Annotated in this window: 7 protein-coding genes and 2 pseudogenes; 4 read left to right on the top strand and 5 right to left on the bottom strand. The window is 72.0% G+C overall.

Annotated features, from left to right (window positions below):
* The first annotated feature begins 249 nt into the window (after positions 1–249).
* Entirely contained in the window at positions 250–2,688 is a 2,439-nt protein-coding gene (gene pcrA / locus KME66_RS11925; protein ID WP_216321757.1) for a DNA helicase PcrA, read from the top strand.
* A gap of 61 nt (positions 2,689–2,749) precedes the next feature.
* Here the strand turns inward: pcrA and KME66_RS11920 are convergent, their stop codons facing one another.
* On the bottom strand, positions 2,750–4,564 hold the full coding sequence (locus tag KME66_RS11920) for a M23 family metallopeptidase (RefSeq protein WP_216321756.1): 1,815 nt from the start codon (positions 4,562–4,564) through the stop codon (positions 2,750–2,752).
* 205 nt (positions 4,565–4,769) lie between these two features.
* Positions 4,770–5,675, bottom strand: a complete 906-nt coding sequence (locus tag KME66_RS11915) for an alpha/beta fold hydrolase (RefSeq protein WP_216321755.1) — start codon at positions 5,673–5,675, stop codon at positions 4,770–4,772.
* A 359-nt stretch (positions 5,676–6,034) separates the two neighbouring features.
* Between KME66_RS11915 and KME66_RS11910 the strand changes: the two genes are divergently transcribed.
* The 3 genes and pseudogenes from KME66_RS11910 to KME66_RS11900 form a co-directional block, all read left to right on the top strand.
* On the top strand, positions 6,035–6,448 hold the full coding sequence (locus KME66_RS11910) for a cobalamin B12-binding domain-containing protein (protein WP_010058670.1): 414 nt from the start codon (positions 6,035–6,037) through the stop codon (positions 6,446–6,448).
* 398 nt (positions 6,449–6,846) lie between these two features.
* Complete coding sequence (locus tag KME66_RS11905) at positions 6,847–8,322, top strand: NF041680 family putative transposase (RefSeq protein ID WP_253208309.1); 1,476 nt, start codon at positions 6,847–6,849, stop codon at positions 8,320–8,322.
* 65 nt (positions 8,323–8,387) lie between these two features.
* Positions 8,388–8,888 (top strand): annotated as a pseudogene (locus KME66_RS11900) (transposase); the annotation flags it as partial.
* Positions 8,889–9,018: 130 nt separating this feature from the next.
* Here the strand turns inward: KME66_RS11900 and KME66_RS11895 are convergent.
* The 3 genes and pseudogenes from KME66_RS11895 to KME66_RS11885 all read right to left on the bottom strand — a co-directional run bounded on the left by KME66_RS11895 (position 9,019) and on the right by KME66_RS11885 (position 13,078).
* A complete protein-coding gene (locus KME66_RS11895) occupies positions 9,019–9,546 on the bottom strand; it encodes a hypothetical protein (RefSeq protein ID WP_216321754.1) in 528 nt (175 codons plus the stop codon).
* A gap of 76 nt (positions 9,547–9,622) precedes the next feature.
* Positions 9,623–11,298 (bottom strand): annotated as a pseudogene (locus KME66_RS11890) (DUF5691 domain-containing protein).
* Positions 11,299–11,665: 367 nt separating this feature from the next.
* Positions 11,666–13,078, bottom strand: a complete 1,413-nt coding sequence (locus KME66_RS11885; protein WP_216321753.1) for an SWIM zinc finger family protein — start codon at positions 13,076–13,078, stop codon at positions 11,666–11,668.
* Positions 13,079–13,134 lie beyond the last annotated feature (56 nt).

The following is a 13,134-nucleotide window of genomic DNA, read 5'->3' as shown; positions in this document are numbered from 1 at the left end:
AGCACGCTAGCCAAAGCGCCCCACCGCTGGGAAGGACGATGAGCGATATGCCCGATACATTTTCGTGACCTGTCCGGATCGGAGGTCCGGCACCCCCTCCGACCGGGCCGTCCTTCACGGACCGTGGACGTCCGCTCTCCGTGCGTACGGGTGACGGGCGGGCGGTTCCCCGGGTCCCGGCGGCCGCTGCCGACCGCTTCCCGGCTTCGGCGGAAGGTTGTCGGTCCGGCCGCCTAGACTCGGGAGGCGATGAGCAGCCTCTTTGACGACAGTTTCCTGACCGGCCTCCAGCCCGCGGAGGACGGCCCCCCGCCGCCCCCCGAGGACCACGCGCCCGAAGCGGTGCCGGAGGGACTCTTCGAGGGTGTCTACGACGCGCCCCCGCCGCCCCGCGACGGGTACTACCGGGACGGCCACCCGCGCCCGGCAATCGATTCCGCCGGGCTGCTCGAAGGACTGAACACCGAGCAGCGCGCCGCCGTCGTGCACGCCGGATCCCCGCTGCTCATCGTCGCCGGGGCCGGTTCCGGCAAGACCCGGGTGCTCACCCACCGCATCGCCCACCTGCTGGCCGAGCGCGGCACGCACCCCGGGCAGATCCTCGCGATCACCTTCACCAACAAGGCCGCGGGCGAGATGAAGGAGCGCGTCGAGCAGCTCGTGGGTCCGCGCGCGGGCGCCATGTGGGTCATGACCTTCCACAGCGCGTGCGTCCGCATCCTGCGCCGCGAGTCGAAGAAGCTCGGCTTCACCTCGTCCTTCTCGATCTACGACGCCGCCGACTCCAAGCGCCTGATGGCCCTGGTCTGCCGCGATCTGGACCTGGACCCCAAGCGCTATCCGCCCAAGTCCTTCACCGCCAAGGTCTCCAACCTCAAGAACGAGCTCATCGACGAGGAGACCTTCGCCGGGCAGGCCGCGGATGGTTTCGAGAAGACCCTCGCCCAGGCGTACGCGCTCTACCAGGCCCGCCTCCGCGAGGCCAACGCCCTGGACTTCGACGACATCATCATGACGACGGTCCACCTCCTCCAGGCCTTCCCGGACGTCGCCGAGCACTACCGCCGCCGCTTCCGCCACGTCCTCGTCGACGAGTACCAGGACACCAACCACGCCCAGTACACGCTGGTCCGTGAGCTGGTCGGCCCGGCCGGCGAGGACGACGCCCCCGCCGAGCTGTGCGTGGTCGGTGACGCGGACCAGTCGATCTACGCCTTCCGGGGCGCGACCATCCGCAACATCCTCCAGTTCGAGGAGGACTACCCGAGCGCGACCACGATCCTGCTGGAGCAGAACTACCGCTCCACGCAGACGATCCTCTCCGCCGCCAACGCCGTCATCGAGCGCAACGAGAGCCGCCGCCCGAAGAACCTGTGGACCAACGCCGGCACCGGCGCCCGCATCACCGGCTATGTCGCCGACACCGAGCACGACGAGGCGCAGTTCGTCGCCGACGAGATCGACCGGCTCACCGACGCGGGCGACGCCAAGGCGGGCGACGTCGCCGTCTTCTACCGGACCAACGCCCAGTCCCGTGTCTTCGAAGAGGTCTTCATCCGCGTCGGCCTGCCCTACAAGGTCGTCGGCGGCGTGCGCTTCTACGAGCGCAAGGAGGTCCGGGACGTCCTGGCCTATCTGAGGGTCCTCGCCAACCCCGAGGACAGCGTCCCGCTCCGCCGCATCCTCAACGTCCCCAAGCGCGGCATCGGGGACCGCGCCGAAGCCATGATCGACGCCCTGTCGCTGCGCGAGAAGATCTCCTTCCCGCAGGCGCTGCGCCGCGTCGACGAGGCGTACGGCATGGCGGCCCGTTCCTCCAACGCCGTCAAGCGGTTCAACACGCTGATGGAGGAGCTGCGCACGATCGTCGAGTCCGGCGCCGGACCGGCCGTCGTGCTGGAAGCCGTCCTGGAGCGCACGGGCTATCTCGCCGAGCTCCAGGCCTCCACCGACCCGCAGGACGAGACCCGCATCGAGAACCTCCAGGAACTCGCCGCCGTCGCTCTCGAATTCGAGCAGGAGCGCGGCGAGGAGGAGGGCGCGGGCACGCTCGCGGAGTTCCTGGAGAAGGTCGCGCTCGTCGCGGACTCCGACCAGATCCCCGACGAGGACGAGGACGGCTCCGGCGTCATCACGCTGATGACCCTGCACACCGCGAAGGGCCTGGAGTTCCCCGTCGTCTTCCTCACCGGCCTGGAGGACGGCGTCTTCCCGCACATGCGGGCCCTCGGCCAGACCAAGGAGCTGGAGGAGGAGCGCCGCCTCGCCTACGTCGGCATCACCCGCGCCCGCGAGCGGCTCTATCTGACCCGGGCCGCGATGCGCAGCGCCTGGGGCCAGCCCTCGTACAACCCGCCGTCGCGGTTCCTGGAGGAGATCCCGGAGGCGCACCTGGAGTGGAAGCGCAAGGGCCCGATGGCCGCCCCCGCCGGTCCCACCTCCGGCATCACGTCCTCGCTGTCCTCCTCCCGCTCCCGCTCCGGCCCCTCGGGCTTCGCGACCCGGCGCTCCTCGGACAAGCCGACGGTCGCCCTGGCCGTCGGGGACCGGGTGACGCACGACCAGTTCGGCCTGGGCACGGTGACGGCCGTCGAGGGCCACGGCGACCAGGCCAAGGCGACGGTCGACTTCGGCGACGACCGCCCGAAGAAGCTGCTCCTGCGGTACGCGCCGGTCGAGAAGCTGTAGGCCGGAAGGCACGGGAGCGGGGGAGGGCCGTCGAAGCCCTCCCCCGCTCCCGTGCGTGCCGTCAGGCCGGGTTGAGGCCCTTGCTGCGCAGCCACACCAGCGGGTCGATCGCCGCGCCGCCGCCGGGCCGGACCTCGAAGTGCAGGTGCGGGCCGGTGGAGTTCCCGGAGTTCCCGGAGTACGCGATGACGTCGCCGGCCTTCACCGGGCCCGAGCGGATCTTGGTGCTGCTGAGGTGGCAGTACCAGGTCTCGGTGCCGTCGGCGGCGGTGACGATCGCCATGACCCCGTAGGCGCTGTTCAGCTGGGTGCGTACGGTGCCGTCGGTCGCGGCCATCACCGGAGTGCCGTACGAGACGGGGAAGTCGATGCCCGAGTGCACGGACATCCAGTTGACGCCCGCCTGGCCGTAGTAGGCGGAGAGCCCGTGCTGCTTGACCGGCAGGAAGAACTTGGGGCGCAGCGCCTCGCGACGTGCGGCCTCCTCCTCGCGCTTCTTCTTCTCCGCCGCCTGCCGCTCCCGCAGGTCGATGCGCTCCTGGGTGCGGCTCGCGCGCTCGCGGAAGTCGTCGCTGCCCTCGGAGAGCTGCGCCAGCTGGCTGTCCAGCCGGTTGTTCGCGGCGACCGGCTTGACCGTGCTGGGGTCGGCGACCGCCAGCGAGGTGGTCGTCTCCTCCGGCTTCTCCTCGCCGCCGGGCATCCCGACCGAGGCGGCCGCAATGCCCGCGACGCTCATCACGCAGGCGGAGGGCACCGCGACGGTGAGCAGGGCGGAGCGTTTGGCGGGGGTGCGGCGGCGGGCCCGGCTGCGCGGGGCGGGGGGACGGGCCGCGGTGCGGTTCACGGAGTGCGGGGCGGGGAAGTCGTCGTCGGCGTCCTGCTCCGCCGCAGCCGGGGTGACGTCCGGTGCGGTGTCCGGTGCGACGTCGTGGGCGAGGACGTCGAACCGGGCGGTGGCGGACACGTCGGCCGCCGGTTCACCGGCCGTCCGGTCCGCCTCGGCCGCTCCCTCGGGCTCCGTCGCGTGGTCCTGCTGCTGTTCGTACAGCGGATACGACGTCTGTTCGGGTTCGTACGCGGTGTCCCCGGGCGTGGCGCCGGAGTTCCAGGCGGTCGCGTCGTAGGCACCGGAGTCGTACCCGACCGTGCCGTACGCGCCGGTCTCGTAGGCGCCCGTCTCGTAGCCGCCGGTGGCGAAGGCGGTGGTGGCGTACGCGCCGGTCTCGTAGGCGTCAGCCCCGTGGCCGCCGGTGGCGTGCGCGGTGTCCGCCGGGTATGTACCGGTCCCGTAGGCGGACGTCTCGTACGTCCCGGTGTCGTGCGCCCCGCTCTCGGGTGCCTCGGTGCCGTACGTACCGCCGTCGTACGTACCGCCGTCGTAGGTCCCGGTGTCGTAGGTCCCGGTGTCGTACGCCTCCGCCCCGTACGCGGCGTCCGTGCCGTACGGGGCGGAAGGGAAGGCGGTGGTGGGGAAGGCGCCGGTGTCGGCGGTCGCCCACTGGCCGGTCAGGTCCTGGTCGTTGACCTGCTGCCAGGCCCCGGAGGTGTCCCACTGCTGCGTGCCGTGGGCCTGCGGGGTGTGCTCCTGGGCGGTGTAGCCGTCGTGGGCCGGCGTCTGCTGGGGGCCGGTGCTCCAGGCGGAGGCGTCGTACTGGCCGCTGTGGTCCGGCTGTCCGGTCGCGTACGCGGTGGTGAAGCCGCCGCCGTACGTCCCCTGGTCATAGGCGCCGTCGCCGTATCCGGCGGTGGGGTGACCGGCGTCGTAGCCGGTGTCGTGGCCGCCGGGGATCGAGCCGAAGAGCGGGTCGGTGTCGAAGCTGCCGGTCGATCGGTCGTCGTATCCGACGTGCCCGGCGTGGGGGTGCTGGTCGTTCACCAACGTCTCTCTCGCCTCGGCAGCAGGACTTTTCCGGGGCCCGGTCAGGGGTGTCCCAGGGGGAAGCAGTGGCCGCGACTGTACCCGGCGGTATGTGAGGACGACAATCTTCGGCGGGTTTCGGTCCGCAGGAAACGGGCAATCGACCGTCTTTCGGCGGGCGGCAGACGGAGCCTTGGTCCTACGTTCGAGTGCTGTTCTATTTCTAGGCGGCCGGTGTCGCCCCGGTGGCCCGGGTGTCCTCCTCACCGGTCTCCGGTGCATCAAGAACCTCACGGACGGCGGCGGCGACCGTCGGGTGCACGGGCAGTGCGAGGTGTCCGATGCCCGTGACGCGTACGTTCACCGCGTCGAGATCGGGGTGGTCGACGCACGCCGTCCCGACCGGAACCATGACCTGGTCCAGCTCGCTCCAGAAGCTCACGAACCGGGTTCGGCAGCCGGGCGCCGGACCGCGCAGCTCCTCGATCACCGAGGAACCGCCGCGCATCTGCCGCACGATGGGGTGAATACCCGCCCCGGGGGCGACGGCGGTGCCTCCGTGCGGGGTCCCGAGCGTCACCAGGGTGCGTACGCGCCGGTCCCCGCCGAGCCGCTGTACGTAGTAGCGGGCGATCAGGCCACCGAGGCTGTGCCCGACGACGTCGACCCGGCCGTGCCCGGTGCGTGCGCAGATCTCCTCCACATGCCGGCCGAGCAGTGCGGCGGCGGTGCGTACGTCGCGGGTCAGCGGCGAGTAGTTGAGGGACTCCGGGCGGCGGCCGTACCGGGTCAGCGCGCGGCGCAGGACGACGAACGCGGAGCGGTTGTCGATGAAGCCGTGCAGCAGGACGACGGGCGGCGGCGAGGGCGGTGGGGCGGCGGTCGTGGCCGGATGGCCGGTCATTGCCGCAGGTCCGGCCCCGGCGGGCGCGTCCCCACCCCGCTCGGCAGTGAGCCCGAAGGGGTAGACGACCAACCGCCCCGTGAGGACGAACAGCTCCAGCGCGGTGGCGCCGACGAGTGCGGACGACAGCCGGGGCCCCGGCAGCCGGGGGAGAGCCGGGAGGCGGGGTAAGCGGACGGGGTGAGTGAGGCGGGTCAGCGAGGGGAGGGGTGGGGGGAACTTCACGGCCTGCCTCCTGCACCGGCGTACGGGGGAGGCGGCTCCTGCCCCCGTACGCCCTTGTGGGTGGCGGGACGAGGAGTGCTGCCGACCGGCCGGGCGGCTGTGGCCGGGGCGTGGGGGCCGTACCACCGTGCCGTGCGGCTGGCGGCGCGGTGATACGGCGACCTCGTAGCGGCTCTCCTTGCGCCGGGCCCCGCGCGGCCGGAACTCCGCGTGATGCCGGGGACGACGCCTGGCGAACATGTCCCACGTGTGATTTCCCCCTCCCCGCCTGCCGCGAAACTGTGGCGTGCGGGATGCTGTGGATAACGTTCGTTCACATCCCCGTCCCTTCAGACGCGGGAGACCAGGTGGAGGCAGTGATGGGTGTGACCGGTCCGATCCGTGTGGTGGTGGCCAAGCCGGGGCTCGACGGCCACGACCGCGGGGCCAAAGTCATCGCGCGGGCGTTGCGGGACGCCGGTATGGAGGTGATCTACACCGGGCTCCACCAGACGCCCGAGCAGATCGTCGACACGGCGATCCAGGAGGATGCCGACGCCATCGGCCTCTCGATCCTCTCCGGGGCGCACAACACGCTGTTCGCCAAGGTGATCGAGCTGCTGAAGGCCCGCGAGGCGGAGGACATCAAGGTGTTCGGCGGCGGGATCATCCCGGAGGACGACATCGCCCCGCTGAAGAAGCTGGGCGTCGCGGAGCTGTTCACCCCGGGCGCCACGACGACCGAGATCGTCACCTGGGTGAACGCCAACGTCCGCCAGGCCGCCCAGACCTGAACGGCCCCGGGGAACGGGCCCGCCGCGCACGGGCTCGTCCCCGCCCGAGGCCATCCATCGGCTCTGTCCCTCCGTCCCTCCCGCCCGGGGCCATGGGATCCGTCCGTCCCGTGCGGGCCATCGGTTGCGCTCCTCCCGGGCCGACCGTCGGCTGTGCTCACCCCGAGCCGTCGGCTGGGCTCCTCCGGGGTTACCGGCTGGGCTCATCCCGGGCGGGCTGTCGGCTGGGCTTCCCCCGGGCGGGCCGTCGGCTCTGTCGCTCTCAGCTTGTCATTTATGGTCCGGCGTCGAACGCGGCTCGAACTTGATCGGCGTTTTCGCAGTTCAGCGGACACGTAGGCGGCCTTCGTCTGATCCTGTGCTCCGTCACAGAGTGGATCAGCACGAAGGCCGTGGTCGTGAGTTTGGTGCATCAGGGCGTCCTGCGGGATGCGTTCGCGGAAGTGTCACACTTCCGGTCGGAGCTGTACTCGTGTCTGACCGCGCGGGGCGACGCGTTGTTCGAGTTGTGCGACGCGCTGCTGTGCACGGACGGGCCGGTACGGACGTTGGTCGATCTCGCGCTTGCGCCGGAACACCGCCGTGGTCATGGAGCTCTGTACGGGGGGCTCAACCAGGGGCGGATCGATGTCGCCCGGCTGCGTCGTGCCCTGGCCGGGGTGCTGTTGCCGAGGGCGGCGGACGGTCGGCTCGTGCTGGCGGTAGATGTCTCGCCGTGGCTGCGGCCGGACGCCAACACGTGTGCTGACCGGGCCTTTTGCCACACCTTCGGGCGGGGTGAGGGCAAGCATCAGATGGTGCCCGGCTGGCCGTACTCGGTCGTGGCCGCGCTGGAGAGTGGCCGCACGTCCTGGACTGCGGTGCTGGACGCGGTCCGCCTTCAGCCCGGCGCCGACGTCGCCGCGGTGACCACCGTGCAGATCCGCGAAGTCGTCGAGCGGCTGGTCGCCGCCGGTCAGTGGAAGCCGGGTGATCCGGAGGTCCTGGTCGTGCTGGACGCGGGATACGACGCTCCGCGCATCGCCCACCTGCTGGACGACCTGCCCGTCGAGATCCTCGGCCGGCTCCGGTCCGATCGCGTGATGCGGCGTCCGACGCCCTCCCGCGAAGAGTTCCACCTGGCCAACCCCAAAGGCGGCCGGCCGCCCAAGCACGGCGGAGAGTTCGTCTTCGGCGACCCCATAACCTGGGGCGCCGAGCAGGCCCTGACGGTCACGGACACCCGGCTCTACGGGAAGGCGACCGCGCAGGCGTGGCACCGACTGCACCCGCGGCTGACCCGCCGGGCCGCGTGGCTCGACCACGACGGCCCGCTGCCCCTCATCGAGGGCACCGTCGTCCGGCTGGTCGTGGAGAAGCTGCCCAGCGGCGGGGTCAACAAGCCGGTCTGGCTGTGGTGGTCGCGCACCGGTGCCACCGAGGCGGACGTCGACCGCTGCTGGCAGTCCTTCCTCCGCCGCTTCGACATCGAGCACACATTCCGCCTGTTCAAGCAGACACTCGGCTGGACCAAGCCCCGGCTCCGCAGCTCGGAAGCGGCCGACCGGTGGACCTGGCTGATGATCGCCGCCTACACCCAGCTCCGGCTCGCGCGCCCGCTGGCCACCGACCTCCGCAGGCCCTGGGAGAAGCCGGTCGAGCCGAACAAACTGACACCCGCCCGCGTCCGCAGAGGGTTCAGGAACCTGCACGCGAAGACCGGCTCTCCGGCCGGTGCACCGAAACCGTCCCGGCCCGGCCCGGGAAGGCCGCCCGGCTCGAAGAACCGCCGGCCCGCCACCCGGCACGACGTGGGCAGAGTCCTCGCCACCGGCGAGGCGCACAGCCGACCCGCCCACCACAAGGTGGGGACGAAACCCCGGCGAACTGGATAAATGACAAGCTCAGTGCCTGTTTCCAAGCCTCGATCTGAGGAGCCTTGGCTCCTACGCTGGCGTAAAAAGGCCCCCGAGCGGTCGCCACCGTGATCGACTCCCAGTCCGTCAAGGCCGCCGAGACCGTCGGGAAGGACTCCCGCGGCTACGACGCGGGCAAGAAGATCAACGGCCGCAAGCGGCACCTCGTCGTCGACACCCGCGGCCTTCCCCTGTTCGTGATGGTGACCCCCGCTGACCTCCACGACAGTCACGCGGCCAAGGAAGTCCTCTTCCGCCTCCGCCTGATGCACCCCGAGATCACCATCGTCTGGCCCGACTCCGCCCACGCGGGAAAGCTCGTGACCTGGGCGAAGAAGCACCTATGGCTCACGAACAAGACCGTCAGCCGCCCGAAGGACTCCTCAGGCTTCATCGTGCTGCCCCGTCGCTGGGTCGTCGAACGGACCTGGGCCTGGACGATGCACGCCCGGAGGCACGCACGCGACTACGAACGACTCGTCCAGCACTCCGAGACCCTGATCACCGGGGCAGCCATCACCCTCATGACCCGCCGGATCACCCGCGGGAAGAAGAGCCCCGACCGCTGCCCGCCCGAAGCACCCCAGCTCACGCAAGCCGCATGATCTCGCCTCGTCGCGCTCGCGGCCGACGCTCACAGTCCACAGTCAACGGTTCCCGGCGTCTCTGCCGGGGCTACTTACCCGCCAGCCCCAGATTGGCCCCGCTCCGCAAGTCCGGAAACCCCCGCGCGATGACAGCAGCCGACTCCAGGCATGCCTTGCGCGTGTCCGCTGCCGTCGGGCCCGTGGCACATCCCAAGGTTCCGTAGGTTCGAACTGCGTCCTGGAGCTTCCGGGCGACGGAATCGAGCGTCGCGAAGCCCTGGTGCCCATTGATCTCGCGCAAGGCCAGGCCGGCAGCCTCGGACGTGGCATCGGCTGCTGCCTTGCACTGCGCAGTGAACATCTGAGGCGACGACGTCGAGCAGGGTGAGTTCGTGCCCGAGCCGAACTGCCCTTCATCCACCGAGATGCGCTCCTCAACGGCGAGCTTCACCTTCTCGGCAGCCTGCGCCTTCGCCGAGACCGGCTCAATCGACGAGGAGGAGGAGACCGAGGGCTGGTCCGAGCGATTCGCACCTTCAGAGTCGTTGCATCCCGTGATGAGTACCCCTGACAGGCCCACCACGGCCACCGCTCGCAGCACTTGCCCCTTGATCATCCGCTCCCCCTTCGAACTGTCGCGCCACCCTACCCGAGAGGTTGTTCAAGATCAGAGAGCCTTCAGGAACAGGCCTTCAGGTCATCAGCTCCGCCTCCATCGCGGCGCGCAGCCGCAGGGTGGAGACCAGGCGCTGGAAGGCCTCGGACCAATAGCCGCCGGCCCCGGGCGACGCGCCCTCCCGCTCGTCCTGTGCGGCCGTGAGAACCTCCAGCCGGTCGGCCTCGGCCGGATCCAGACAGCGTTCCGCGAGGCCCATCACGCCGCTGAAGCTCCACGGATAGCTCCCGCCGTCCCGCGCGATGTCGAGCGCGTCGACCACCGCACGCCCGAGCGGCCCGGTCCAGGGGACCGTGCACACTCCGAGCAGCTGGAACGCCTCCGACAGGCCGTGTGCCGCGATGAAGCCGGCCACCCAGGAGGCGCGTTCCCCTTCGTCCAGAACGGCCAGGAGCTTCGAGCGCTCGGCGATCGACGCCGTCCCGGGACCGCTCGCCACCGGCTCCGACGGACGTCCCAGCAAGGCCCGGGACCACCGCGGATTCCGCTGCCGTGCCGCCGCCCGGCACCACGCGGTGTGCAGCTCGTCGGCCCAGTCGTCGGCGACGGGCAGGGCCACGATCTCTTCGGCCGGGCGCCCGCCGAACCGCACCTCCCAGACGCCGAGCGGGGCCGCCTCCACCAGCTGTCCGAGCCACCAGGACCGCTCGCCCCGGCCCGTCGGCGGGACCGCCACGATGCCGTCGCGCTGCATTCCCGCGTCGCACTCGTGCGGTGCCTCCACGGCGATGGAAGCGGCGTCCCCCGTACGGTCCGGGTGCACGCAGGACAGCGCGCGGGCCGCCATCCGTCCGGCGAGCGCCGACGCGGGGAGGGCGGAGAGCAGCTCGGCGGCGGTGGCGCGGACATTGCGGCTGCGGTCGGACAGGGCCTGCTCCAGGAATGGCTCGTCCGCGTCGCCGAGCCCCGACCGCAGGGAATCCAGGAACATCAGCCGGTCCTCGGCCCGTTCGGTCGGCCAGGTGGTGGCGAGCAGGGCGAGCGCGGCGGGCGGATCCTGTGCCCGTACCGCGTCGAGCAGCGCGACCCGCTCCGCGAACAGCCCCTCCTCCCACAGCCGGGCCACCGTGTCCGGGTCCGTCAGGGCGTCCTGCGGCGTGCCGCGCGCGGAGTCCCGCAGGGCGAACTTCCAGTCGGGGTTCAGCCCGGCCAGCCACCTGCCGCGCGGCCCGGCGAACGCGAGCGCCTGCGGGCGCAGGTCCGTACGCGCGCGGGCGGCGTCCAGCAGCGGGGGCAACAGGGCCGCCGGGGCGCGGAAGCCGCGCCGGTTGGCGATGGCCAGCCACTGCGGGATGAGCTCGGTGAGGTCGGGCGCGGTCCCGCGCCGTCCACCGCCCGAGGGCGTGGACCGGTCGGCCAGCAGGTGGGCGAGCCGGTGCCGGGCGGCCTCGGAAGCGCCGGGCGCGGATCCGGGGCGGCGGGCTCGGGCCGGGCCTCCGGCACGGCGGGCAGCAGCCCGGCCCGCCGCCGCACGGTGTGCAGCGCGGCGGCGTCCAGCAGAACCGCGGGGGCATCGGCCGACCCTGTGCCGTGTACTGCCGGAGGGCGGCGGTCGGTCCCCAGGAGGGCCGAGGTGACCAGGTCCTCCCAGGGGAGGTGGCCTCCGGATGCGGGTGGGGATGCTGATGCGGAACGGGATGCGGGTGTGGTTGCGCCGATGGTCATTGCTGTGGGGCGGGTGGTCTGGGGCATCTCATATCCCCTTCCGTGGCAGGGATGCGCGGACAGCGGACAGCGGACAGCGGACAGCGGACAGCGGGCGGCGCTGATGGCGGACTGGGGGCCGGAGATGGCTGACCGAGGACGGCTGACAAGGGGAGTGGACTGAGGCAGGCGGACGGGGCGGCTGAGGGAAGCGGCGGACAGGGCGGCGAAGCGGGTGGGGCGGGTGCGCGGGCACGGCGAGGGGGCCCGTCGACCCACTCGTCCCGCCGGTTCGCCACGACGTCACCTCTTGGCCCGCCGGGTCCGCTCGTTCCGTCGGCCCGCCAGGACGCCAGTCCCTCGTCCCGGCGGTCCGCTTGTTCCGGCGGTCCGCTTGTTCCGTCGGCCCGGCGGATCAGATCAGTCGGACGACCGATCCGCTGCCCATGACGCCTTCGCATTCCTCCCCCTCGCCCGGATCCCAGGCCGCGAACGGGTCGAAGCCGCGGTGCCCGATCTCGCCGAACACCGTGACCGGGGCACCCCCGGACAGGGCGACGAGCTTCCAGAGGCCCGGCCGGGACAATGCGGCCGGGGCCACCGGCAGCGCGGCTGCGGACTCCGTGTGGGCATCGACCACCTGCCAGCCGTCCTTGGACGGCACGGGTATGACGTCGCGCAGGGTGACCGGCCAGGCGTCCAGCCAGGGGTCGTCCCGCAGGGCGTTCCCGTACACGGCCGGTGCGGCCGCTGCGGCGATCCCCGGCGGTGGACCGGCCGCGGGCGTGGCCCCGAACTGCTCACCGAGCTCCGCCCGGAGCTGCCCGCCGCCCGGATACGGCGTCAGCTCGGCGTCGATCGTCACCCCGACCGGCAGCGCCTGCGCGGGTGACCGGCCCGCCGCACCGAACGAGAGCAGCAGGGCGGTGCGGTGCGACCCCCGCCCGTACAGCCAGATCCGGCGAGCGACGATCCTGCCGTCCGGGGTGTCGTACTGCGCGAGGACCAGCCAGCGGTCGCGGACCGGGGGGCCTTCGGCGGACATGGGCAGCCCCACTCTCGTCCGCACGGTCGCTGCCAGCGGATCCGGGAGCCGGTCACGGCCGAGCCAGGCCGTGTCCAGCAGATGGAGCAGGGCGCACTCCTCCAGCAACCGGACCGGCCAGCCGGGCCCGGACCCGGTGATCGCGCCCAGCTCCCGCACACGGGAGGCGAGACCGGGAGCCTGGGCGTCGACCATGCGGGCCGCGGTCTCCTCCCACACGCCGTACTCCGATCGGTCGGTCGCCGCCAGTCCGCCGCGCAGCACGTCGGCCAGGCGCTGTTCCAATTCCCGGGCGCCGCCCGTGACCCGCTCCGCGCGGCGCTCCGCCCGCTTTCGGGCGGCGGCCGGGTCGGCGGTGCCACGCGGGCTGGCGTCGCCCGCCGGACCGCCCTTCCGCGCCGCGCGTGCGCGCCGGTCCGCCAGCCACGTCCGGGCCCAGTCGGCCGGCTCGGCGGGCCGGAACGCGATGTCGTCGGATGTCCGGAGCAGCAACAGCCCCAGCGCGTGCTTGCACGGAAACCTCCGGCTCGGGCAACTGCACGCGTAGGCGGGCCCCGTGGTGTCGACCACCGTCCGATACGGCGTGCTTCCGCTTCCCTCGCACAGGCCCCACACCGCGCCCGTCGCATCGGACCCCGTGCCGGACCACGGACCGGCCGCGCCGAGGCGCATGGCCGCCTTGCGTGATGCTGCGTCAGGAGCCAGTGCCAGCACCTGCTCCACCGACCAGCGCGCCATCGGGACGCCGGTGGGCGAAGGTTCTCCCCCGTGAGATAGCTGCATGTCTCCGACGGTAGGGGGCGCCACTGACAATCCCCTCCGACCGGGGAGGCGGCGGT

The organism is Streptomyces sp. YPW6 (genome assembly GCF_018866325.1).
Taxonomy (GTDB): Bacteria; Actinomycetota; Actinomycetes; order Streptomycetales; family Streptomycetaceae; genus Streptomyces.
The sequence above is the reverse complement of the archived record's forward strand: the minus strand, read 5'-3'. Positions and strand labels throughout refer to the sequence as shown.